This window comes from Kaistella sp. 97-N-M2 (genome assembly GCF_021513235.1).
Taxonomy (GTDB): Bacteria; Bacteroidota; Bacteroidia; order Flavobacteriales; family Weeksellaceae; genus Kaistella.
The window spans coordinates 2,537,432-2,559,922 of sequence record NZ_CP090976.1; the positions used below are offsets into that span (position 1 = coordinate 2,537,432).

21 protein-coding genes are annotated in these 22,491 nt (G+C 40.1%); 6 read left to right on the forward strand and 15 right to left on the reverse strand.

The genetic code is table 11. The features are described 5' to 3' along the window. The gene (locus tag L0B70_RS11855) at positions 1 to 768 is read left to right on the forward strand and encodes a patatin-like phospholipase family protein (RefSeq protein WP_235141981.1); all 768 of its coding nucleotides are present in this window, start codon (positions 1 to 3) and stop codon (positions 766 to 768) included. On the opposite strand, the gene L0B70_RS11860 is transcribed toward L0B70_RS11855, so the two are convergent. The 6 genes from L0B70_RS11860 to L0B70_RS11885 all read right to left on the reverse strand — a co-directional run bounded on the left by L0B70_RS11860 (position 765) and on the right by L0B70_RS11885 (position 6,344). Further along, entirely contained in the window at positions 765 to 1,118 is a 354-nt protein-coding gene (locus L0B70_RS11860) for a diacylglycerol kinase family protein (protein ID WP_235141982.1), read from the reverse strand. The two genes, L0B70_RS11855 and L0B70_RS11860, sit on opposite strands and share 4 nt — an antisense overlap. Continuing rightward, complete coding sequence (locus L0B70_RS11865) at positions 1,118 to 2,482, reverse strand: M20/M25/M40 family metallo-hydrolase (protein WP_235141983.1); 1,365 nt, start codon at positions 2,480 to 2,482, stop codon at positions 1,118 to 1,120. Before L0B70_RS11865 ends, L0B70_RS11860 begins: the two co-directional genes overlap by 1 nt. 93 nt (positions 2,483 to 2,575) lie before the next feature. Next, positions 2,576 to 3,820 (reverse strand): DUF1015 domain-containing protein, encoded by a 1,245-nt coding sequence (locus L0B70_RS11870; protein ID WP_235141984.1) that lies wholly within the window; start codon positions 3,818 to 3,820, stop codon positions 2,576 to 2,578. Positions 3,821 to 3,827: 7 nt separating this feature from the next. After that, a complete protein-coding gene (locus L0B70_RS11875; RefSeq protein WP_235141985.1) occupies positions 3,828 to 4,787 on the reverse strand; it encodes a D-2-hydroxyacid dehydrogenase in 960 nt (319 codons plus the stop codon). Positions 4,788 to 4,829: 42 nt separating this feature from the next. Further along, the gene (gene serC, locus L0B70_RS11880; protein ID WP_235141986.1) at positions 4,830 to 5,894 is read right to left on the reverse strand and encodes a 3-phosphoserine/phosphohydroxythreonine transaminase; all 1,065 of its coding nucleotides are present in this window, start codon (positions 5,892 to 5,894) and stop codon (positions 4,830 to 4,832) included. A 99-nt stretch (positions 5,895 to 5,993) separates the two neighbouring features. Then, positions 5,994 to 6,344: a 4Fe-4S dicluster domain-containing protein gene (locus L0B70_RS11885; RefSeq protein WP_235141987.1), complete on the reverse strand. Its 351-nt coding sequence runs from the start codon at positions 6,342 to 6,344 to the stop codon at positions 5,994 to 5,996. A 59-nt stretch (positions 6,345 to 6,403) separates the two neighbouring features. Between L0B70_RS11885 and L0B70_RS11890 the strand changes: the two genes are divergently transcribed. Further along, on the forward strand, positions 6,404 to 7,438 hold the full coding sequence (locus L0B70_RS11890) for an acyl-CoA reductase (RefSeq protein WP_235141988.1): 1,035 nt from the start codon (positions 6,404 to 6,406) through the stop codon (positions 7,436 to 7,438). A gap of 4 nt (positions 7,439 to 7,442) precedes the next feature. Here L0B70_RS11890 and L0B70_RS11895 read toward each other — a convergent pair whose 3' ends face one another. Then, on the reverse strand, positions 7,443 to 7,757 hold the full coding sequence (locus L0B70_RS11895; RefSeq protein WP_235141989.1) for a DUF4286 family protein: 315 nt from the start codon (positions 7,755 to 7,757) through the stop codon (positions 7,443 to 7,445). 150 nt (positions 7,758 to 7,907) lie between these two features. Between L0B70_RS11895 and gyrA the strand changes: the two genes are divergently transcribed. Both gyrA and L0B70_RS11905 read left to right on the forward strand, forming a co-directional pair. Then, positions 7,908 to 10,571: a DNA gyrase subunit A gene (gene gyrA, locus L0B70_RS11900; RefSeq protein WP_235141990.1), complete on the forward strand. Its 2,664-nt coding sequence runs from the start codon at positions 7,908 to 7,910 to the stop codon at positions 10,569 to 10,571. Positions 10,572 to 10,679: 108 nt separating this feature from the next. Continuing rightward, positions 10,680 to 11,990 (forward strand): tetratricopeptide repeat protein, encoded by a 1,311-nt coding sequence (locus L0B70_RS11905; RefSeq protein ID WP_235141991.1) that lies wholly within the window; start codon positions 10,680 to 10,682, stop codon positions 11,988 to 11,990. Between the two features lie 321 nt (positions 11,991 to 12,311). On the opposite strand, the gene L0B70_RS11910 is transcribed toward L0B70_RS11905, so the two are convergent. Next, positions 12,312 to 13,547, reverse strand: coding sequence for an outer membrane beta-barrel protein (locus L0B70_RS11910; RefSeq protein ID WP_235141992.1), 1,236 nt, complete (start codon positions 13,545 to 13,547; stop codon positions 12,312 to 12,314). Positions 13,548 to 13,785: 238 nt separating this feature from the next. Here L0B70_RS11910 and L0B70_RS11915 point away from each other — a divergent pair, with 238 nt between their 5' ends. Further along, positions 13,786 to 15,558, forward strand: coding sequence for an aminopeptidase P family protein (locus L0B70_RS11915; protein ID WP_235141993.1), 1,773 nt, complete (start codon positions 13,786 to 13,788; stop codon positions 15,556 to 15,558). A 239-nt stretch (positions 15,559 to 15,797) separates the two neighbouring features. Here L0B70_RS11915 and L0B70_RS11920 read toward each other — a convergent pair whose 3' ends face one another. The 6 genes from L0B70_RS11920 to L0B70_RS11945 all read right to left on the reverse strand — a co-directional run bounded on the left by L0B70_RS11920 (position 15,798) and on the right by L0B70_RS11945 (position 20,352). Then, positions 15,798 to 16,292, reverse strand: coding sequence for a nucleoside deaminase (locus L0B70_RS11920; RefSeq protein WP_235141994.1), 495 nt, complete (start codon positions 16,290 to 16,292; stop codon positions 15,798 to 15,800). Positions 16,293 to 16,341: 49 nt separating this feature from the next. Then, entirely contained in the window at positions 16,342 to 16,707 is a 366-nt protein-coding gene (locus L0B70_RS11925) for a LytTR family DNA-binding domain-containing protein (RefSeq protein WP_235141995.1), read from the reverse strand. A 170-nt stretch (positions 16,708 to 16,877) separates the two neighbouring features. Further along, positions 16,878 to 17,090 (reverse strand): response regulator, encoded by a 213-nt coding sequence (locus L0B70_RS11930; protein ID WP_235141996.1) that lies wholly within the window; start codon positions 17,088 to 17,090, stop codon positions 16,878 to 16,880. Continuing rightward, positions 17,087 to 18,121: a sensor histidine kinase gene (locus L0B70_RS11935; RefSeq protein ID WP_235141997.1), complete on the reverse strand. Its 1,035-nt coding sequence runs from the start codon at positions 18,119 to 18,121 to the stop codon at positions 17,087 to 17,089. Before L0B70_RS11935 ends, L0B70_RS11930 begins: the two co-directional genes overlap by 4 nt. 34 nt (positions 18,122 to 18,155) lie before the next feature. Further along, positions 18,156 to 18,887: a hypothetical protein gene (locus L0B70_RS11940; protein ID WP_235141998.1), complete on the reverse strand. Its 732-nt coding sequence runs from the start codon at positions 18,885 to 18,887 to the stop codon at positions 18,156 to 18,158. A gap of 481 nt (positions 18,888 to 19,368) precedes the next feature. Next, positions 19,369 to 20,352: a dipeptidase gene (locus L0B70_RS11945; protein WP_235141999.1), complete on the reverse strand. Its 984-nt coding sequence runs from the start codon at positions 20,350 to 20,352 to the stop codon at positions 19,369 to 19,371. Positions 20,353 to 20,484: 132 nt separating this feature from the next. On the opposite strand from L0B70_RS11945, the gene L0B70_RS11950 reads away from it, so the two are divergent. Beyond that, positions 20,485 to 21,630 (forward strand): alpha/beta hydrolase, encoded by a 1,146-nt coding sequence (locus L0B70_RS11950; RefSeq protein WP_235142000.1) that lies wholly within the window; start codon positions 20,485 to 20,487, stop codon positions 21,628 to 21,630. A gap of 90 nt (positions 21,631 to 21,720) precedes the next feature. Here the strand turns inward: L0B70_RS11950 and L0B70_RS11955 are convergent, their stop codons facing one another. Continuing rightward, positions 21,721 to 22,278: a MepB family protein gene (locus L0B70_RS11955; protein WP_235142001.1), complete on the reverse strand. Its 558-nt coding sequence runs from the start codon at positions 22,276 to 22,278 to the stop codon at positions 21,721 to 21,723. Positions 22,279 to 22,491 lie beyond the last annotated feature (213 nt).

A 22,491-nucleotide genomic window follows, 5' to 3' on the forward strand; every position in this document is an offset into this window, starting at 1 on the left:
ATGAAAGATTTAGGATTAGTGCTTTCCGGTGGCGGCACGAAAGGCGTAGCGCACGCCGGAGTTTTAAAATTTTTAGACGAAAAAAACATCGAACCCGATATTTTAGCGTGTTGCAGTGCCGGCTCTATTGTCGGCGCCTTGCATGGCGTGGGAAAATCTGGGGAAGAAATCCTGGATTTTTTTAAATCGGTTTACTTTTTTAACTGGCGGCATTTCACTTTCAATAAGCCGGGTTTGGTGTCTTCGGTTATTTTTTCCAATTATCTGAATCCCATATTTAAAGATATGACCTTGGGCGAGTTGAATGTTGATTTGAAAATTATCGCCACAGAGCTGGTTTCCGGCGAACAAAAGATTTTTCAGGCCGAAAGCAAAATCGTGGACGCCATTATTGCATCGTGTTCCATCCCGGGGATTACGGTGCCCTACATTGTAGGTAACGAAATGTTCAGCGATGGCGGTGTGCTCAATAATTTTCCGGCGGATGTAATTCATCAGGAATGTAAAAAACTCATCGGCGTGTATGTGTCGCCACCGCAGGATGTGGTAATTGGCGATCTGCACAGCATTAAAGCAATTACCACCCGCGCATACGAACTTATGTCGCACCGCACAGAAATCCACAAGTTTGCGTACTGCGACTGGATTATCACCTCTAAAAAACTGGCGAATTACGGCACTTTCGAAAGAAAGGCCAGCCGCCTGGAAGAGATTTTCGAAATTGGATATCAGGCGGCAAAAGAATCGTATGAAAATTTTTCGCTTTAAAATAAATATTTCCAGTACACCAAAATTCCCACGCAAACTGCCGCAAAAGACATCAGGAGAACCGCTCCGGCGGAAATATCTTTAATGATTTTTATGCGCCCGTCAAAGTCGGGTTGTACTACATCGCAGATTTTTTCGACGGCAGTATTTAAGATTTCCAGACTTAAGACGGCGAAACTTACGATTAAAATTAAAGCGGTATCGGTAGCATTTAACTTCAAAAAAACAATCAGGAAAGCATTAAGAAGAAGCCCGAAAATTTCGAGCTGAAAATTACGTTCAGATTTCAACATCCACACAACACCGTGAAGGGAATTTAAAAAACTTTTGTAAAACGAAGGTTTCCTCATTACCAGTTTTTATCGATCATATAAATCAACTGGCTCATCACCACCGAACCTAACAGCAGTTCGCGGCGGTTTACTTTGTCGAAAGTATCTTCGTCGGAGTGATGAATGTCGAAATACCGCTGGGAGTCGGGCACCAATTCCGCCAAAGGAACGCCGAATTCCTTCATCGGTTCGATATCCGTTCCGGCATACTGCATTTCCAAATTATGCACTCCGTAGGGGAGAAAAAGATTTTTCCAGGACTGAATCTGGGTTCTTTTTTCGGGGCTCATCACCAAAGCAATTCCGCGCGGCGTAAAACCGCCACCGTCGCTTTCGATGGCGAACAGGTGTTTTTCGTTATTTTTTTTGATATTCTCTGCGTACGTATTTCCGCCTTTTACACCATTTTCTTCGTTGGCAAAACATACCACTCGAAGCGTGTGGTTATTTTTCAGCCCCAAGCTTTTAAAAGTTCGCAGCACCTCGATGCTTTGTACAATCCCGGCGCCGTCGTCCTGCGCGCCTTCGCCCACGTCCCAGGAATCCAGATGGCCGCTGACCACGATAACGTTTTGGTCTTTTTTGCCTGTAATTTCCCCGATCACGGTGTGCGAAAGTTTTTCGCCTTTCATGGTGCAGTTCGAATTCAGTTTCGCAAAAACTTTTTTGGATTTTAAAGTTTTTTGCAGTTCGTCAGCGCTTTTCGGTCCAATGGCGACTGCCGGAATTTTTGCCGTATCGTCGGCGTCATAACGCATCATTCCCGTGTGCGGAACGTCATCCAAAGCGGAAGAAAGCGAGCGGATGATTACGGCTTTTGCGCCTCTTTTTCCGGCCCAGGAAGCAGCACTTCGGCGGTATTTCCCCGCATCGCCGTAGGCCTGTCCCGTGCTGATAAACTTTTGATTAAAAGCGTAATTGAAGAAAATAATTTTTCCTTTTACGGCTGCATCGGGCAGTTGATCAAAATCTTCTTTATTTTTCACGAAGACGATTTCCGCTTCTACATCTTTACCTTTTGTGCCCTCGGAATTCCCCAAAGAAAGCATGCGCAAAGATTTCCACTTGCCGTTTGGTTCTTTTATTTGAAGAGATTCCTTACCGCGTTCCCACACCGGCACCATTACATCTTCTTTCCAAACCTTATCCGCGCCGGCTTCCTTTAATTTCAAAACTGCCCAATCGGTAGCTTTTTCGTAAGCGGCAGAACCACTTAAGCGATGGCCTATATTCTGGGTAAGATCGCTCAGATTTTCATAAGCGGTACCGTTGACCAAAATTTCGTCGGAGATATTTTTAAATTGGACTGAATCTTTTTGATTTTGAGAAAATAAAATTCCGCCCAGAAAGAGCGGAAGTATTTTTAGTAAAGGATATTTCATGGGTTGAGTTAAATGATAGACCCAAATTTAAACAAATTAATCTGAAAAATAAGGGATCATCCTCAAATTATACGCAGGCATAAACGGCGGATGCTACTGTTTCATGTCGTACATCACCAACGCGGTCACTAATTTTGGTTCGATGTAGGTGCATTTTGGCGGCATTTTTATATTTTGATCTGATACTTTTAAAAGATCATTAAAGCTGACCGGATAAATGCCGAAACCTACTTTGTACGCGCCGGAATCTACTTTTTCTTTAATGCATTTAATTCCTTCCACAGAAGAATCGCCTTTAAGGTAGGTTATTTTGTCGGTGGTCTTCGGATTTTCGATCCCCAGAATATCTTTGATCACGAATTCTTCCAGCAAAAAATGATCGAGATCATTCATAGTACTTTGTTTCGCTCGTAATTCATGCTTTACATGTAGCGAATAAAATTTACCGCCGAGATACATGGAGATATGAAACTTCTGAGACGGATAATACGGATCGTCGCCTTTATCGTGTACAAGGAAGTTTTCTTCGATGCGCGCCAGAAATTCTTCCTCAGAAAGACCGTTCAGATCCTGCAGAAGTCTGTTGTAATCGTGTATTTTGATGGATTGGTTGGAGACGATAAAGCTGAAAACGTAATTGTAATATTCGGTACCGTTATGTTTTTTGTTTTTCTCCTGAAGATTTTTTGCATTCAAAGCCGTGGAGCCAATTCGATGATGACCATCGGCAATGTAAAAAGAATCGATCTGCTCCAAAACATCTTTAAATTCTTTCATTTTCAGGCGGTTGTCGATTTGCCAAACCTTGTGTCGCGTGCCTTTATCATCCAGATAATTAAGAATAGGAACGTTTTTTTCTTCGTGGTTCATCAGCAATTCCACCTTGGGATTTGCGGTGTACGTAAGAAGCACCGGTTCTGCCTGAATGCTCACCTTTTCTAAATAATACGCCAGTTTCTCTTTTCTTTGCGTGATGGTGGATTCGTGTTTTTTTATTTTTCCGTTGCGGAAATCATCAACACTTACCAGGCCCAAAAGACCCCGAAATACCGACTTGTTAGGAAGAAACTGTTCGTAAAGATAATAAGATGATGCATCCTGAACGAGAATTTTATCGTCCAGCAACTCTTCAAAATTGGTTCTTATTTTTCGCAGGTTACGGTCAATATCCTTGGATTTGCTGACCACGTACGGCTTTATCATCTGAATGTACGATGATTCCAGCTGGGCTTTTTTGTTGATTTCTTCCTGAGAAAAATTATCTAAGGGATGCGTTGGGAAAACGTCGACAAAATCTCCACTAGGCCGAATTCCCCGAAAAGGTTTGAAAATAGGCATTGTATATCTATAGTTTCTTTTTAATGTCAATAATCTGCACTGCAAGTTCCGTTCCGATTTTCTCCTGTGCATCGAGGGTATTGCCGCCTAAATGGGGCGATAGCGAGAGATTTGGGTTCATCAGCAATGGCAGTTCCGGTGACGGTTCATTTTCGAAAACATCCAAAGCGGCGCCCGCAATTTTACCGGACTCGATGAACTGAAGAAGGTTTACCTCATTTAAAACGCCGCCCCTTGCGGTGTTTACGATAAAAATTCCGTCTTTCATTTTTTCGAACTGCGGTGTATCGAGTACATAATCTTTCGTTTTAGGGGTATTAATGCTGAGGAAATCGACGCCGTCCAAAAATTGATCCCAGTCATTAGTAGTGGAGATTTCAAAATAAACCTCCTGACCGTCAAAAAAGCGCAGGGCTATTTTTTCGGTGCGGGGTTTTCTTGTTAAAACTTTAACTTTCATGCCTAAAGAGATTCCAATTTTCACCACTTCTTTTCCGATGCCGCCAAAACCGATCACGCCCAAAGTTTTTCCTTCGAGCTCAACGGCTTTTGAAAAGGATTTTTTCATGGCTGAAAAATGCGTATCACCTTCCAGTGGCATCAATCGGTTAGATTCGTGGAGGAATCTTGCCAAGGACAGAAAATGGGCAAAAACCATTTCGGCGACAGAGCGTGAGGAAGCATTTGGCGTGTTGATGACGTAGAGGCCTTTTTCAATGGCATATTCCACATCGATATTGTCCATCCCAACGCCGCCTCGCCCTATGATTTTCAGGCTGGCGCAAGCATCGATTAAATCTTCGCGTACTTTGGTGGCACTTCGCACCAAAAGAACGTCGACCTGATTTTCGTTGATAAAATTAATTAAATGTTCCTGTGAAACTTTGGCTTCTATAAATTCTATACCAGCTTCTAGTAAAGCGTTTTTTCCCGAGTCTGAAATTCCGTCGTTCGCTAAAACTTTCATATTCTACAATTTAATATTTTCAAATTATTCTATTTGAAAATTTTAGTTCATATTTTTCATTACGTCTACCAAAACCTGTACGCTCTCAATGGGCATTGCGTTGTACATACTGGCGCGGTAACCGCCTAAACTGCGGTGCCCGTTCAAACCATTGATTCCGGCTTCTTTCCAGGCAGTGTCGAAAGCTTCTTTTTTAGACTCGTCTAATAGTTTGAAAGACACATTCATTACCGAACGGTCTTCTTTTTCACAAAAGGTTTCGAACAAAGGATTTCGATCGATTTCGCCGTACAGTAATTTTGCCTGGGCTTCGTTTCTGGCTTCGGCCGCCGCAATGCCGCCATTATTTTCTAAATGTTGCAGGGTTAAAAGGGTGGCGTACACCGGGAAAACCGGCGGTGTATTGAGCATGGATTCCTTTGCGATCTGTAAGGAATAATCCAGGTAAGAAGGAATATCGCGACCTGTTTTGCCGAGGATTTCTTTTTTTACAACCACCAGCGTTACGCCGGCCGGACCCATATTTTTCTGCGCTCCCGCATACATAAGATCGAATTTTGAAAAATCGATCTGTCGGGAAAAAATATCGGAACTCATATCGCAAACCAATAAGGTATCAACTTCCGGAAAAGATTTCATCTGCGTGCCGTAAATGGTGTTGTTGGAAGTACAGTGAAAGTAATCATAACCACTTCCTACGGTATAATCTTTCGGGATAAATGAATAGTTATTTTCTTTTGAAGAGCCCACCACATCCACGGTTCCTAATTTTTTGGCTTCTTTAATCGCCCCTGCTGCCCAGGTGCCGGTATCCAGGTATGCGGCTTTTCCGTTCTCAGATTTCATCAGATTAAAAGGCACCATTGCGAACTGCAGGCTGGCGCCACCACCTAAATAAAGGACTTCATAATCGTCATTTAAATTCATCAGGCGTTTTACGATCGCTCTGGCTTCGTCCATCACCGCGACAAAGTCTTTGCTTCGGTGCGAAATTTCGAGGAGTGAAAGTCCAATTCCGTTAAAGTCTAAAATGGCTTCGGCGGATTTTTGAAAAACTTCCTGCGGTAAAATACACGGTCCTGCGCTGAAATTGTGTTTTTTGCTCATTTTTTTATTTTTAAAAGAATTTCGCCCTGGGCGATTTCAAAAGGATTGATTTAATAAATTTTTATAAAAAAAACCGCTCACAGTAAGTGAGCGGTATTGTTATTCACCGTGTAAAAAGGCTTTTTTCTCCAGTAAACTTTCCTCAGATTCTACATGATCTTCATCCGGTATACAGCAATCCACCGGGCAAACTGCAGCACACTGTGGTTCTTCATGAAAACCCATACATTCCGTACATTTATCGGTTACAATAAAATATACATCGTCGCTAACCGGTTCCTGTGGAGCATCTGCATCAACCGTTAATCCCGATTTCATTACGACTTTTCCTTTCAGCGCAGTACCATCGGAGGCTTTCCAATCGACCGCGCCTTCATAAATCGCGTTATTCGGACATTCCGGTTCACAGGCACCACAATTTATACATTCGTCTGTTATTCTGATAGCCATTGCTACTTTATTTTTTAAATTTGCACAAAATTACTAAAATTCCACCAATTTCCCATAGAATGAATACAGAAAAGCATATTTCAAGCCTTTATAAATTAAGTTCGTACATCAAGAAATTTTTGACAACAGAACCTCATAATTATGATGAAATTGACGAAGAATTTTCTGCCGTTTTAAGAAAATCGGAAAACGAAAATTCCTGGTTCACCCAGGAAAGTCAAAGATTCGCCTTAAATCAGTGGGCGCAACTTTTAACGGAGGAAAATTTAAAGAATTGGCTTTCCAGTTATCAACCCGCAAAAACGCCGAAAAAAGTTGGTTTAATTTTGGCGGGAAACATTCCGATGGTGGGCTTTCATGATGTTATTTCCGTTATTTTGAGCCATCATATTCCGCTGATTAAATTATCCTCCAAAGACAAAACACTTTTGCCTTTTTTACTGCGAAAATGGAATGAGTTTTCGGACGGAATAATTCAATACGAATTTGTAGAAAGACTACAGAATTTCGAGGCCGTAATTGCCACTGGAAGCAATAATACGGCGCGATATCTGGATTATTATTTTAAAGATCATTTAAGCATAATTCGCAAAAACAGAACTTCCATCGCGGTCTTGAAGGGCGACGAAACAGAAAAAGAGCTTCAGCTTCTGGCAGAAGATATTTTTCGGTATTATGGTTTAGGCTGTCGTAATGTAACGCGACTTTTTATCCCCGAAACCTTTAAAATTGATGGTTTGTTCGAGAATTTTTTAAATTTTCAGGATATGATTAATCATCATAAATACGCCAATAATTACGAGTATAACCGCGCCATTTACCTTTTGAATCAAGATAAATTTTGGGATAATAATTTTGTGATGCTCAAAGAAGATGAAAGTTTATTTTCGCCCTTGTCCGTCATTAATTTCACGCGATATTCCAATCTCGAAGAGGTATCCAGTTTTATAGCGGAAAATAAAGAAAATATTCAGGCGATCGTCGCCAAACCGGAACTGGGACTCGATTCTATCGGACTCGGCGAAGCGCAAAATCCGGATCTCGCAACCTATGCCGATCATGTGGACACGATGCGGTTTTTAGAGGTGATTTAACGGATTAAAACCTTACCTTTTTCGGGTTTAAATACGTCGTAAAAATCATCGCATGTTGCCCGAATTTTTTTTCGATGCGGTCTGTGATATTTAGGAGTTCAATTTCCACAAAATCCTGGCGTTTTTCGGTGTCGTCGAAAATTAAAAGGAGATTGGTGTTCGATCCTTCGTCGATCATATCGCTTTCCACCTCGGAAAGAATATATTTTTGGACGTCGATCAGGTTCTCTACCATTTCGAAAAGATCCTTTGCGAGGTATCTCTCCCAATCCGTGCGAATGGTTTCAGTCGTATGAAAAGTAAGGCTTAAAACACTCATGCTATTTAACTTTTTTTATGAATTTGGGTATAAATTGAGGAGCAAAAATCGGTAAATTTTTCGTAAATTAGCACGTTATTAAAATCAGAAAATTAAGAAATCTCAAGCCCTGGTATAAGTGCTTGATTTTCATTTTATTAAAAAAGATATATGCATACAGAAGGAGAAAGGTTAATTCCTATCAACATTGTTGATGAAATGAAATCCTCTTACATTGACTATTCGATGTCGGTAATTGTTTCCAGAGCATTACCCGATGTAAGAGATGGCTTAAAGCCGGTCCACAGAAGAGTACTGTACGGAATGTATGGCCTCAACGTTTTTTCAAACCGAAAACATTTAAAATCAGCCAGGATTGTTGGAGACGTGCTCGGTAAATATCACCCACACGGTGATACTTCTGTTTACGACGCGATGGTGCGAATGGCGCAGCCCTGGAGTTTGCGTTATCCGCAGGTTGACGGTCAGGGTAACTTTGGATCGATGGACGGTGATCCGCCTGCTGCTATGCGTTACACGGAAGCGAGATTGAAAAAAATCGCGGACGATATTTTATCTGATCTTGATAAAGATACCGTGGACTTTCAAAATAACTTTGATGATTCCATGACGGAGCCGACGGTAATGCCTACCAGAATCCCGAATCTCTTAGTTAATGGTACGTCGGGTATCGCCGTGGGAATGGCGACAAATATGGCGCCACATAACCTGACCGAAAGTGTAGATGCAATTGTTGCCTATATCGACAATAACGAAATTACCATCGACGAACTGATGAAACACATCATCGCACCGGATTTCCCGACAGGCGGAATCATTTACGGTTACGACGGTGTTCGAGATGCTTTCCATACGGGAAGAGGGCGAATTGTGCTTCGGGCGAAAGTGAATTTCGAGGAAGTTGGAAACCGAAATGCCATCATCGTTACGGAAATTCCGTATCAGGTGAACAAAGCGGAAATGATTGCGCGTACGGCCGAACTTGTAAAAGACGAAAAAATTCCCGGAATCTATGAAATTCGTGACGAATCTGACCGCCAGGGTTTACGAATCGTTTATGAACTGAAAAATGATGCGATCCCGAATGTGGTTCTCAACATGCTTTATAAGTATACCTCCATTCAAACTTCTTTCAGCGTAAATAATATTGCGTTGGTAAACGGAAGACCAATTCAGTTGAATGTGAAGGACATTATTCACCATTTTGTGGATCACCGCCATGTCGTAATCGTCCGCAGAACAGAGTACGAACTGAAAAAAGCCAAAGAAAGAGCGCACATCCTCGAAGGGTTTATGAAGGTTATCGGTACACAGGATGATTTGGATAAAGCCATTGCAATCATTCGCCACAGTGCCAATCCTGCAGAAGCAAAAGAAGGGATTATTAAGGAATTCGACCTTTCCGATATTCAGGCGCAAGCCATCTTAGATCTAAGACTGGCGCGACTGACGGGAATGGAACTCGACAAAATTCGTGCGGAGTATGAAGAGATAATGGCCATGATCAAGGATTTGGAAGATATTCTTAGCAATGAGCCAAGACGCTACGAGATCATCAAAGCCGAACTTCTTGAAGTTAAAGAAAAATATGGCGACGAAAGACGCTCAGAAATCGATTATTCCGGCGGTGAAATGTCCATCGAAGATTTAATTCCGGATGAAAAAGTTGTTTTAACCATTTCTCACGCAGGGTATATTAAAAGAACATCACTTTCCGAGTATAAAATACAGAGTAGAGGTGGAGTAGGCAACCGCGCCGCGACCACCAGAGATGAGGATTTCCTCGAATATATTGTAGCTGCAACCAATCACCAGTACATGCTTTTCTTTACGGAGAAAGGAAAATGTTTCTGGTTGAGGGTTTTCGAAATTCCGGAAGGCTCGAAAACATCCAAAGGCAGAGCCGTTCAGAATTTAATCAATATTGAGCCAGACGATAAAATCAAAGCTTATATCCGTACCAACGACCTGAAAGATGTCGACTACATTAATCAAATGAATGTGGTAATGATTACAAAGAACGGAACCATCAAAAAGACTTCGCTTGAAGCCTATTCAAGACCACGAACAAACGGAGTTAATGCCATTGAAATTAGAGATAACGATCAGCTTTTAGGTGCGAGATTAACGAACGGAAATTCGCAGATTATGATCGCCACGAAAAATGGAAAATGCATTCGTTTCCCCGAAGAAAAAGCACGTGCGGTAGGCCGTGGATCCATTGGTGTACGCGGAATTTCCCTCGATAAAGACGACGAAGTTATTGGTATGATTGTTGTCAACGATATCGAAAATGACACCGTTTTAGTAGTTTCCGAAAGGGGTTATGGCAAGCGAACTGCAGTCCTGGATTACCGCGAAACCAACCGTGGCGGTAAAGGCGTTATTACCTTAAATATTACCGAAAAAACCGGAAATCTTATTGCCATTCAGTCTGTAACAGACGACGATGGTTTGATGATTATCAACAAGTCCGGCGTTGCAATTAGAATGGGAATGGATGAGATGCGCGTGATGGGCCGAAATACACAGGGTGTAAAGGTGATTAATCTTAAAAAGAACGATGAAATTGCGGCCATCGCTAAAGTGGAGATGGACAAAGATGTAGAAGAGATCATCGATGAAGAATCCGAAGCGCTTCCGGGCGAAGTTCACAGCGATCTTGTTGAATTTAAAGATGTTCCGCAAACCGGCGACAACGCGGTGAGTAATATGGGCGACGAAAAAGTCCTCCGTAAAATAGAAGAGGACGAAGAAAAAGAAAACAATAAACTACAAAGTGAAGAAGAAGATCCTTCTGATGATGTAGAATAACAAATAAACCAATTTTTTTAAAATAAATATTATGAAAAAGATATTTCTCAGCCTTGCATTGCTTTCCATAGCTTTTGCAGGTGCTCAAAAAAAGAGATTGCTGCAGCCGTGAAGGCAATTGATGCAGGAGATACTGCGACAACCAATGCACAAATCGCTGCTGCAGAAGCAGCAATGGGCGGAAAAACCTACCTGTTGGAGCCTGCCGTTTTAGAACAGTATTATTATGCAAAAGGATTATCACTTCTGAAAGCGGGTAAAAATGCGGAAGGCGCATCCTACCTTGCAAAAATGAGTGACCTTGGAAAAGCAAAAATTTATACGGGTAAAGACAGTTCTAAGAACAAAGTCTACTACGTAGGAAAAGAGGAAGCCGACAAATCCGGAATTCAGGGCTTGAAGGAAGAAACATATACTCCTACCCTAAACGGAAAGATTGGAAATGCTGTAAATCCTTTAATTGAAGCGGCCAACAAAAGTGCAATGGACGCTTACAACGCGAAAAACTATTCCGCTGCAGCGCCAAAATTTAAAGAAGTTTACGATCTCTTAAAAGCAGGAGGTCAGGACAACAAACAATATCTTTATTATTCTGGGCTCAACTATGCTTTAGCAGGTCAGAAAGAGGATGCCATCAATGTTTATAATGATCTTATCAACTCCGGCTACACCGGCGCGGAAGTAACTTACACCGCAAAAAACAAAAAATCCGGTGCCGTAGAATCTCTGGATAAAACGTCCTGGGACCTTTATAAAAAAATGGGAGCGTCTGCAGAATATACCGATTTCAAAGTAGAAACGTCCAAAAAAATTGAAGCAGAACTTTACGAAACCAACGCGGCGTTGCTTATAGAGGCAGATAAAAATGACGAAGCTTTAGCCCTCATCGAGAAAGGTCTTAAAAAATATCCTGCCAATGCGAAACTTTCGGAATTACAGGGAACTGCCTATTTCAAGGCCGGCAAAATGGACGATTTTATTGGAAACTTAAAAGTTCAGACCACAAAAAATCCAAACGATCCGAACAACTGGTATAATTTAGGCGTTTTGCAAAGTAAGGATCCGGCCACGCAGGCAGATGCCATCGCTTCCTACAAAAAAGCCGTAGAGTTAAAACCCGACATGTCTCAGGCCTGGCAAAATTTAACCTACGTAACAATGGGTGATGATGCCAAAGCAATTGATGACTATAATGCGGCGAAAAAAGCAGGTAAAACCGACCTTGCCAACAAAATCATCAATGCACGTCGCGAAAGATTAGCTGCCGCCTTGCCATACGCAGAGAAATGGTATCAGAACGATTCCAACGATATAGAAGCGGTAAGTTTGCTTAAAGGTTTATATTTATCAACCAAAAACGACGCTAAGTTTCAGGAATTTAAAGCCAAGGAAGCAGCGATGAGTGCTGCTCAGAAGTAAATAGTCCATTTGATGATAAAAATACACAGGAATTCTTTTCTGTGTATTTTTTTTAAAATTAAATCATGATCGGCCTAATAATTTAAGGCCAGTTTGAGACCCTACTAAAAATTGTTACAGTAAATTTTAAATGATATATGGGGTTTTCACTTCTTTACGTTCAGACTTTTTATAAAATCAAACACTTAGAAACTAAGCTTTAAAAAAAAATTTTAGACAACCTTTAGATAATAGTACAAAAAAAATACATCAAAATGGGTTGATGTATTTTCCTTTTATAAGATGTTTAAGTTATATTAATTATAAGATGTCTAAGTTATATTAAAATAAATTGTAGCTTAAAATCAGAGAGAAGTTTTGATACGTATTTTTTGAACCAAAAGTTTCAACTGAAAGATCTCTCGGGGAAAAATATCTTGCTTCAATCGCATATTTTTTATTATAGTTGTAACCTACACCAAGTGCTATATTAGGTTTTGTCATCCTAATTTTATCTGACTTAAATATCGAGCCATCTGCACGGACAAATTCAACTTTGGAATTCATTACACCATCAAAAACTGCAGAAGCATTAATAAACAGTTTAGACTGCTCGTTAAGAAACATATAATATCTTAATCCGACAGGAATTTCAATAGTTTTGTAATCAACGATGCCTCTGATTTTTTTTCCAGATAAAAAGTCAACATCTGCTTCCTCCTCAAATTTGTACTCTTGATAATTAGGTTCAATAATAAGTGCCAATTTATGATTATAAAAAGCAAATATATATTCAAATTCTAATCCTACCGAGAATTTCGTGTTTGTCTCTGATTCAAGGGGTTTCGGAAGATTTGTAATGTCCAGTTTTACAGAAGCAAAATTGACCCGAGGGCGAATATTTAAGTTGAAATCTCCCTTTTTTATTTTAGTAATTACTTGGGTGTTGTTAGGATTAATGCACTGATTATATTTGAGGAAAAGTTTCTCCAAATCCCGTGTCACGTAATCGGCGTTGTCGATATCTGAACTTGTGATAGTTGAGCAATGTAAACTATTTTTAAGTTGTGTCTTGTAATTGGTATTATATGAAATTCTCTCTGGCTCCAGCTCTTCACGGTGCTTTAAAAAAACTTTGTATTCTAATTGCTTAATAGGTTCATCTTTTATCTGATAAAAAAATCTAGTCAGAGTTCCCTCAGTATATCGATATAAAACTGCTTCGCCACTTACAATTTCCTGTAAAAACAAAGTTTCTTCGTTAGAGGAAAGCGTACTGTAGGTACTAAGCTGATTAATATTTCGGGAAGATCGGTCAATTTGTACATCGGCCCGAACAAATTTCACTTCTGAGGGGATTTCAAATAATTTTACATTCTTAATGAGTCCTGTCTCACTTTCTGAATTAAGATCTAATTTATATTCAAACGAAGTAGGATTACTCTTCCAACCCATATTTCTAATGAAACATTCGGTTTTTACATCTGAATTATTAATAAAATATCCTTTTTCAAAGTTGTTTTGAGAAAATACAATCATTGAGGTTAAAATCGCAAAAAATAGTAATGTTTTATTCATATTTTAATTATTTGTTAATTTTCAAATATAATTAAATTATTGAAACCACGACTTGTTTAATCGCGATAATGGAAAAATAATATCATTACGATCCTTATTAAAATGTTTATTTTTCCTCAGTCACATAATTCTTTAATAAAATCAAATCTAAATAAAGCAAACCTTTAGTAAAACTTTAGCATTAAGACTTTTTTAGAGTCTGACATTCTTCGTAAATTCACATCAAATTATTTAAGTTATGACTTCATCAGAAAAAATAGGTGCGCTGCGCCAAAAAATGTCCGAAAATAATATCGATGCTTTCATCATCTATTCCGCAGATCCGCATATGAGCGAATATCTGCCCGCAGAATGGCAGGAAAGATCCTGGCTTTCAGGCTTCACAGGTTCCGCGGGATTCGTGGTAATAACAAAAGATAAAGCGGGTTTATGGACGGATGGCCGATATTTCGTGCAGGCTCCCATTGAACTGAAAGATTCCGGCATCGATCTTTTTAAAGACGGAATGGACAGAACGCCAAACTATGTGGATTGGATCATTTCCGAAATTCCAGAGAAAGGTACCGTTGCCGTTAACGCCATTGCCACGTCACATGCCAACTGGGAGATTCTGCAGGAAAGACTTACAGCTGCAGGCAGAAAATTGGTTGACCTTCCGTTATTGAAAGAAATCTGGACAGAGCGTAACACGAACGCGCAGAAAAATCCTGTTTTTGTTCATCCTATCGTAAGAGCCGGAAAATCAGTGAGCGAAAAACTCGTCGATATCCGCAACAAAATGGAAAATTTAGACGCCTCCGTTCATATCATTTCCAGTTTAGATGATGTCGCCTGGACTTTAAATTTACGTGGAAGCGATGTTCAGTCCAATCCTGTCTTTTTAGCCTACGTGTTGCTCACTAAAAATGAGGCAAAACTCTATGTTGATCTGGAAAAGTTAGATACCGACTCTCGCAAACAAATGGATGAATCGTGGGTGAAAATGCTGCCCTACGAAAACTTCTACAGCGATCTAAAAAACATACGCAGCGAAAAAGTATTGATTTCGCCAAACAGCAATCAGTTGATTTTTGAAGCTCTAAAAGATAAAAACACCTTCATCAAGGCACCTGTCCCGGGTAATTTAATGAAAGCCGTTAAAAACAGAACCGAACTCGAAGGTTTTCGCACGGTAATGCAGCGTGATGGAGTAGCAATGGTAAAATTCCTCTTCTGGCTAACCCATCAAGCTGGAAAAGAAGCCATGACCGAATTTTCTATCGGCGAAAAATTACGCGGATTCCGTGCAGAAGGTAAAAACTTTGTGGGCGAAAGTTTCGGCAGCATCGTAGGTTATAAAGAAAACGGTGCAATTATGCATTATTCTGCGAAAAGTGAGGGAAGCAAGAACGTCACCAACGAAGATACCATCCTCGTAGATTCCGGCGGTCAGTATTTGGAAGGGACAACCGATATTACGCGAACTTTTGCTTTAGGAACAGCCTCCGAAGAATTTAAACACAACTGCACCTTAGCTTTGAAGGGGTTAATTCAGCTCTCGATGGTAAAGTTTCCGAAAGGAACACGCGGCGTTCAGCTTGATGCGTTTGCGAGGATGGCGCTTTGGAAAGAGGGAAAAGACTTCAACCACGGCACCGGCCACGGTGTGGGAAGTTTTATGAATGTGCATGAAGGTCCGCAAAACATCCGAAAGGACATGAATCCGCAGGAGCTCCTGCCGGGAATGGTTTTATCCAACGAACCGGGCTTCTATTACGACTATCACTACGGAATCCGCCACGAAAACCTGATTGCTGTTCGCGAAGTAGAAACTACGGACTTCGGAACTTTCTATGATTTCGAAACCCTAACCATTTGTCCTTTCGACCGCCAGGTTATCGCTGCGGAATTGCTAACCGATCCGGAAAAAGAATGGTTAAATAAATACCACGCCTGGTCTAAAGAAAAACTCGAAAATGAGCTGGAAGGCGAAGTGAAAGACTGGTTTCTGGAGCAGGTAAAACCCTTATAAATAATAAAGTGTAGATTTTTCTACACTTTTTTTTTGGGCGTGTCCCTTGCCCCGGCTTTGGTCCAGGCGCGGGCCGGGCTCTCCGTTGCAATTCCTCGAATCGGCGCTCGCTTCGCTCGCGCCTCTTCTGCGGGATTTTCACTGCGATCCCTCACCCAAAACCGGGCCATGTTAAAAAGTTAAGGTCTAATTTAGGCGCCTAAATTCTTGAGCGTAAAATTTTTAAAATTCAAACAAGTCTACTGCTTTTTTGTCCACGCCTGTTGATGTAGATTTTTGATCTCAACGAGTAAATTTCCTTCTGCCGGTCCACGTACCACTACATTTTTAATAATATCTTCTACGGGTAAAAAGTGAATAGGAGCAGAAGGAAGATTAAATTCCTTTTGCCATTCGCCCAACTGTTGCGCAGAACTTAAATAAACCAAAGTTCCGATCCCAACCCAACCGTGTGCTGCTGAACACATCGGACAATGTTCGCCGGTAGTATACATCGTTGTCGTGGCTCTTTCCTCCGCCGATAAATTTTCAGCAGCCCAATACGCCAGATCAAGTTCAGGATGAGCCAGGATTGTTTTTTCATGGACTCTGTTTCGGGCTTCTGCAATAATTTTTCCGTTTACATTGACCAATACAGAACCAAATGCTTCATCTCCAGCTTCTTCCGCTTCTTTTGCGAGTTCCAGACATCGTCTTAAATATTTCTCGTCGCTGTCTTTTAATTGTTGAGCCATGTTCCTTTGATTATTAAAGATGAAGATATGATTTATTATTGACCTGATTCTACTCAAGCCATTTCCTGAAGTTCGCGGTAGTCGCGGCACTTGTAATCAATTTAGTTTTATGTTTTCGCAGGGTTATACACAGCCGGTCACCAAAGTAAGGTTCTATTTTTTCGATGTAATGAATATTAATGAACTCACCTCTGTTGATCTGGAAAAATATTTTTGGATCTAATTCTTCCGCTAGATCAGCCATTTTGTACCGGAATTCATGTGATTTACCGTGGTCATCAATTGCAGACAGTTTTCCGGCATTTGATAAAATAGCTGCCGTTTTTTCAGTATTTAGAATATATAGTTCTCCTGCATTTTTAATGATCAGCCGCTCTTTGTAGGTCTTCGAATTTTGATGAATAAGTTGCGACATTTTGTTCCAGTCAATATTTTTTGAGCTCGAATTTAAACTTTCAAATTTTTTCATCGCCTCACAAAAACGCTCATAACTCACCGGTTTCAGCAAATACCCGATTCCGTTAACGTCAAAAGCTTCCTGATAGAAGGTATTGTAGGCGGTCGTAAAAATGATAGGCGACGTAATTATATTTTTTTTAGAAGTGAAAAAACATTACCGTCCAACAACTCGATGTCACAAAAAACCACATCTGCCGGTCCGTTTTCTTCTACCCAAATTTGCGTCTGTTCCTTGCTCTGAAGTAGCCCTGAAATAAGAATCGTTGGATCGTAACGCTGCAGAAAATCTACGATAATTTCAGCGTTTAATGATTCGTCTTCTATGATTAATACGTTCATACGATCAATGGTATTTCGACAGTGTAATGAGTGTCTGTGGTATTAAAATTAACTTTTTTTCCGAAATGAACTTCATAACTCTTTTGAAGGAAAAGATTGCCCATTTTCGCTCCCTGCTTATAATCGACGGGGCGCAAATCATTAGAAACAATCATCATCTCATTTTCTCTTCGGATTTCTATAATTAAAGGCTTGTCTTCTGCGCCGCGATTGTGTTTGATGGCATTTTCTACGGCAAGTTGAAGGGAACAGGGTAAAATAAAGCCTTCTTCATTCTCAATGTGCATGCTGAAACGATAGGCATTCTTAAAGCGCTTTTCCATCAGAGAAACATATTTCTTTAGAAAAACAACCTCCTCATGTAAAGGAACAAGCTCGTGATTATTGTGTTTCAGATAATAGCGATATACGTCGGAAAAATCCTGAATAAAACCATCAACTTCCGCCGGATCTTTTCGTATCAAGCCCGATAAAACACTCAGGTTATTAAAAAGAAAATGAGGTTCCAGATTTTTCTGTAGCATTTTGAATTGCAACATTTCCTTTTCTTTTTCAACACGTTCTAATTGAACAGCATTTTTTGCGTTTTCCTGAAAAGAAAAATAAGCCAGGGAAAGTCCGCTGATATAAAGATGAAAAATAATGAAAGTAAAAACGAAATTTCCCACAAGCAGATCCAGATCAGTCGGTAATTGATAGACTAAAAAACGTTCTGCTGCGAAAAATAAACTTTGAACTATTGCGTAAATCAGAATCGACGCTCCAAACGCAAGCACCATTTTCGAAATCTTTCCTAAAGTCAGTTTGCCAACCAATTTCCACGCAATAATGGTACTCAGAAGCGAAAGTGCGCAGGAAATAATTCCAAAAATATGCGTTGGGATTTTATAAAAATCAATATCCCCAAATTCGCGCGTGATGTGTAAAACATACGTTTGTATCGTATTAACTGCCACAATAAACAGCAGAATTAACACCACGCGCAAAATAACTTTCTTGTCTTTCATAAACCCAAATATAAAAATGAGCATTTTTTTTCACATAAAGAGGCGCATGATCTAATTTTTATTTCGTTTCAGTAACAAGAAAATCGCGTGTTTCCCCTGTATCATTCATCGTTTGAATTTTTGGCTGTCCTTTTTCATCTACATAAATCATTAGTTTTGGCTGGCCGTTTTTGTCGGAGATAAATAAACCCTGGGAATTTCCTCTTGTTTTGCCGACAAAAAGTAAGCTTTTACCGCCGTGAAGTTTTGTGATCTCGCGTAACTTTTCAGTACGGAGTTTTTCATTGGTGATCTTTTCTGCTTCTGCATAGGCTTTATTTCTTGCAGTCAAACCTTCCAGATCCGGATAATCATTGATGATAAGCCCACGTTCGGAAAATATTTTATTGTTTTTAATACTTTCGCTGTTTAAGATTTGTAAAACCTGATCGTCACGGTATCGATCCATGGTAATGGACATTCCGCTCGTAATGGAGCCGTCTTCTTTTTTCTTGGCGGCGTAAATTATTCCACCAGATTCATCGCCCAGATCATTGAAAAACATTAAGCCTGCCTGTCTTTCACGCTTTTCAAAATCCTGACCGTCCATTCTTCCGGAATGTTGAAGTTCTTTGTTGGAAATAACCATTCGTAGAGTGCCGTCTTTTTCAATGATGTTGATGCGTTTTACATTAATTTCATCAAAGTTTTCTATTTTACGTTCCAGACGAAAAGAGTTCAACAAAGTGAAAAGTAAGAGAACGATGCTAAAAAGAACAATGCTTACCGGGATTTTTAGGGTAGTTTTCATAATGTAAAATTTTAGGTTTTAATAATGAATCAAATGTATATTGACCCCAATACTTTTGAAAGCAGCTTTCAATGAATTGGGGAAAATTAAATTTGAATCCCGGGAAACTGGAGATGAAGTTATTTCTGTAGAAGTAACCTACTCAGAGCGGCTCGCAGTTTCTTTCAAAAATGAATCGGTTCAGCAATCAAAATATCAGGAGCAGCATTGTCAACCACTCGAAAATCAACAAGAGGGATCCAGGTAATAATTTTTACAGATATTCAATTTAAAAATGAAAATACCAAGAATATCGGTTACTTTTCGATAATTTACTCTGTGTCAAAATCGCGAAATGGATATACAATAAAACGATACACTTTATTAAAGTAATTTTGAGATACGAAAAAAATAATGTGAGTCAAAATTGCGCACAGAAAAGAATTTTTAAAAACCAATAAAAAAAATATGTAGACTTAAAGGTGAGATCGTATCAAAAATTTTATGCTTTCCAAATCCGTGCAATAAAATCCAAAGCATTCTGACTGCTGATTTTATTCATTTTTTCCGCGCCAAATTGAGTTTCCAGCACCGTGTTAATTTCCGGATAACAACCCGCATTCTCATGTGCTGCAAAATAAAACGGAATTCTCGATTTATCGGGATGATCTTTCGTGTAAAAATAATCAGCGCCATAACAGATTGCGTTTTCTCCGCCCAATTTTAAACCGTGAGTAACGTGTTCCTCCAAAGCCTTTACGTTTTCCGGATTTACGAAAGCCCGAACAAAGTTAAGTCCGATCAATCCTTTTTGTTGTATGATTTCTTTCGCCACCTCGTCCTGCAAATTCCGCGGATGATCAAAAACCGGACGGTAATTCGAGTGACTCGCCATAATCGGAACCTTGATGTTCTCTTTAGAAATGTAGTTTAAAATATCATACGCCAACGCATCACTCGTATGCGAAAAATCGAGCGCAATATTTCTTCTATCCAGATAATCGATCAGCGCTTTACCATCGTTTTTCAAGCCCGCGGTGGAGAAATTGCCGCCGCCAAAACGGTTTTCTGCGTGATGCGTAAAGCTGATGTAGAGAACCTTTCCAACATTTTCGATAATTCTTTCAAGGTTTTTAAAACCTTCTTGCAGTGAAATGGTCTCATCACAAAAAGCCGATCCGCTTTCCACAGAAGCCATCATGCCAATGTTTTCATTGGTGGTGAAGGTTTTTAAATGGTGTTTTTCAAAACTGAAAAGTTCATTTTCTTCCTCATTTAAATTTTTAAAAATTTCACTTTGCTGCAGGCCGAAGTCGTGGCTTTTTTCCTCAACAGGCGCGAAGATCGCCATAACCTGAAGTTTAACATTGCCCGCTTCCAAATAGGAAATAGCGCAGCCGATATCTTCTGTATTATAAATGCTTGCGTCGGGCCGCGTGAGGTAAGAAAGAAGATCGCAGTGAAGATCGATAACGGGTTCGGACATTTTTTAATTTTTAAGTGAGTGGAAATTTGAGCTTTAAATTCAGGGTAAAAATACAATTTTAACAATGTTAAAGAAAATCGTGTTTCAATCTGATTCGGCACTTTAGTCGTATCTTCCTTAAAATAAAAAACATTGATACGATTTATTCTCCTTCTCCTGCTGTTCCTTTTTTCCATCGTTAATTTTTTTCCGGTTCCAAGTCATTATGTTTGGTATGTCGGCATTGCCGTTCCGGAATTTCCCTGGATCTTTATGCTGATTTCTCTGGCCTTATTGATCTGGACGTGGTATTCTGAAAAACTGCGTACGCTGTCTTTAATAATTGGTGGAATCACCTTTGTTATTTTAGCCTCACCCATTATCCGTGCCTATACTGTCGGAAGTCATTTGCCGGAAGATCTCGAAAAATCATTTGGTGTAAAAGATTCAGATATGACGGGATTTCATCAGGAAAAACCCTTTAATTTTTTGCAGATGTTCACGGGGAATGGAGCGAAAGATATTCCGTTTAATACCTATCACTATTCCAAAAATGGGGGTGTAGATCTGACCTTAAATTTCACTCCTTCCGCAGTTCCGGGCGTGCGTCCCTGTCTTATCGTCGTTCATGGCGGTTCCTGGAAACAGGGTGACAATACCGAAATCGCCGCCGCAAATAATTATTTTGCGAATGCGGGTTATCAGGTAGCGACCATCAACTACCGGTTGGCGCCGAAATTTCCCAGTCCGGCACAACAGGAAGATCTCCATTCCGCTTTTAAATGGCTGCGGCAACATTCTGCCGACCTGAAAATCGATACCACCAATTTTGTGTTGATGGGAAGATCTGCCGGCGCCTCTATTATTTTAACCATGGGCTACACCGGAAAGGAATCCGGCATTAAAGGAATCGCGGCTTTTTATGGCGCGGTAGCCATGCCGTGGAGTTATAAAAACCCGGATAATCCCTGGATTATGGATTCGAGACAGGTTCAGCGTGATTTTTTGGGTGGTACGCCGGAAGAAGTTCCGGAAAAATATAATGCAGAATCGCCTTTGCTGCAGGTGAGTGCAGATTCGCCACCCACACTTCTCGCTCATGGCAGCAACGATGCTCATGTTTGGCACATCCAAAGTGTGGCCATGCGCAATGAACTGGCAAAGCATGGCGTAAAAAATTATCTGTTGACCATTCCCTGGGGAACGCATGGTTTTGAGTATAATTTAAACGGTCCGGGCGGGCAGTTGGCAATGTATTCTGTGGAGCGGTTTTTTAAATCGGTGACGCAATTGGAGTAGTTACGTTTTCTTTATCTTAAGCAAGCAAACCAGAATGAACAATATCAATCGTTTTGTCATTCTGAACGAAGCAAAGTGTAATGAAGAATCTTAACGTTCAATTTTCTTAAAGGCTCCGTCTCCGCGGTCATTTGATGTAGTTAACAAATCCTTCGCCTGATCCAGGTTTATTTGATTTTCATCAGAAAGGTTTAGAAAGTACCGTGTTTGCCAAAGCTGAGTTTTTTGCGCCTGTTGATTCGTTGTTTCATCCCAGCTCGGATAAACCCTGATTCCGCGTTTTCCGTCTGTGGTTTCATGTGATAAAATCCGGTGTTCGAGCAAAACTTTTTTTGGAAAAATAAAAGCTCCGAAATGCGTAGAAGTTTTTGTGGCGATTATCAAATAATCAAATTCATCATTTAGATGAAAAGGTGCGGTACTTCCCTGTGCATTTCTTTTCCAAAGGCTTACAAACTGTCCTGTTTTTGTAGGAGTTATTTTGGACACACGAAAGATGATAAGTTTACCGCTGAGTTGAAAACGATGAGCCGTATATTTCTGACTTTCTGCTTCCGGTTGAATGTTCGTTAAACGTAAATCAAAAGGTTTGAAAATTAATTCATAAATTAATTCAAGTTCAGGAAAGGATGCTTTTTGAAAAGTCATATTGTTTCTGATTATTTAATTCTTTAACCGCTCAATTTCCAACGTCGCTCAAATACAGGTTTATTTTTTATGAACGGATTTTGTCATTCTGTACGAAATGGAGCGAAGCGAAATGGAGTGAAGAATCTCATCATCTAACTCATTTAAAATCATGGTTTTCCAGGTCGTAGCCAGCTCAGTTTTTCAATTTAGCACATTTTCAGATTTTCACAT

What these genes read in the sequence shown, in the direction of transcription:
- L0B70_RS11925 (WP_235141995.1), bottom strand. Translation starts at nt 16,707, where the DNA reads ATGTCGCAACTTATTCATCAAAATTCGAAGACCTACAAAGAGCGGCTG.
- gyrA (WP_235141990.1), top strand. Translation starts at nt 7,908, where the DNA reads ATGCATACAGAAGGAGAAAGGTTAATTCCTATCAACATTGTTGATGAA.
- L0B70_RS11885 (WP_235141987.1), bottom strand. Translation starts at nt 6,344, where the DNA reads ATGGCTATCAGAATAACAGACGAATGTATAAATTGTGGTGCCTGTGAA.
- L0B70_RS11935 (WP_235141997.1), bottom strand. Translation starts at nt 18,121, where the DNA reads ATGCTCATTTTTATATTTGGGTTTATGAAAGACAAGAAAGTTATTTTG.
- L0B70_RS11915 (WP_235141993.1), top strand. Translation starts at nt 13,786, where the DNA reads ATGACTTCATCAGAAAAAATAGGTGCGCTGCGCCAAAAAATGTCCGAA.
- L0B70_RS11930 (WP_235141996.1), bottom strand. Translation starts at nt 17,090, where the DNA reads ATGAACGTATTAATCATAGAAGACGAATCATTAAACGCTGAAATTATC.
- L0B70_RS11865 (WP_235141983.1), bottom strand. Translation starts at nt 2,482, where the DNA reads ATGAAATATCCTTTACTAAAAATACTTCCGCTCTTTCTGGGCGGAATT.
- L0B70_RS11875 (WP_235141985.1), bottom strand. Translation starts at nt 4,787, where the DNA reads ATGAAAGTTTTAGCGAACGACGGAATTTCAGACTCGGGAAAAAACGCT.
- L0B70_RS11910 (WP_235141992.1), bottom strand. Translation starts at nt 13,547, where the DNA reads ATGAATAAAACATTACTATTTTTTGCGATTTTAACCTCAATGATTGTA.
- L0B70_RS11895 (WP_235141989.1), bottom strand. Translation starts at nt 7,757, where the DNA reads ATGAGTGTTTTAAGCCTTACTTTTCATACGACTGAAACCATTCGCACG.
- L0B70_RS11920 (WP_235141994.1), bottom strand. Translation starts at nt 16,292, where the DNA reads ATGGCTCAACAATTAAAAGACAGCGACGAGAAATATTTAAGACGATGT.
- L0B70_RS11955 (WP_235142001.1), bottom strand. Translation starts at nt 22,278, where the DNA reads ATGACTTTTCAAAAAGCATCCTTTCCTGAACTTGAATTAATTTATGAA.
- L0B70_RS11855 (WP_235141981.1), top strand. Translation starts at nt 1, where the DNA reads ATGAAAGATTTAGGATTAGTGCTTTCCGGTGGCGGCACGAAAGGCGTA.
- L0B70_RS11890 (WP_235141988.1), top strand. Translation starts at nt 6,404, where the DNA reads ATGAATACAGAAAAGCATATTTCAAGCCTTTATAAATTAAGTTCGTAC.
- L0B70_RS11870 (WP_235141984.1), bottom strand. Translation starts at nt 3,820, where the DNA reads ATGCCTATTTTCAAACCTTTTCGGGGAATTCGGCCTAGTGGAGATTTT.
- L0B70_RS11940 (WP_235141998.1), bottom strand. Translation starts at nt 18,887, where the DNA reads ATGAAAACTACCCTAAAAATCCCGGTAAGCATTGTTCTTTTTAGCATC.
- L0B70_RS11945 (WP_235141999.1), bottom strand. Translation starts at nt 20,352, where the DNA reads ATGTCCGAACCCGTTATCGATCTTCACTGCGATCTTCTTTCTTACCTC.
- L0B70_RS11860 (WP_235141982.1), bottom strand. Translation starts at nt 1,118, where the DNA reads ATGAGGAAACCTTCGTTTTACAAAAGTTTTTTAAATTCCCTTCACGGT.
- serC (WP_235141986.1), bottom strand. Translation starts at nt 5,894, where the DNA reads ATGAGCAAAAAACACAATTTCAGCGCAGGACCGTGTATTTTACCGCAG.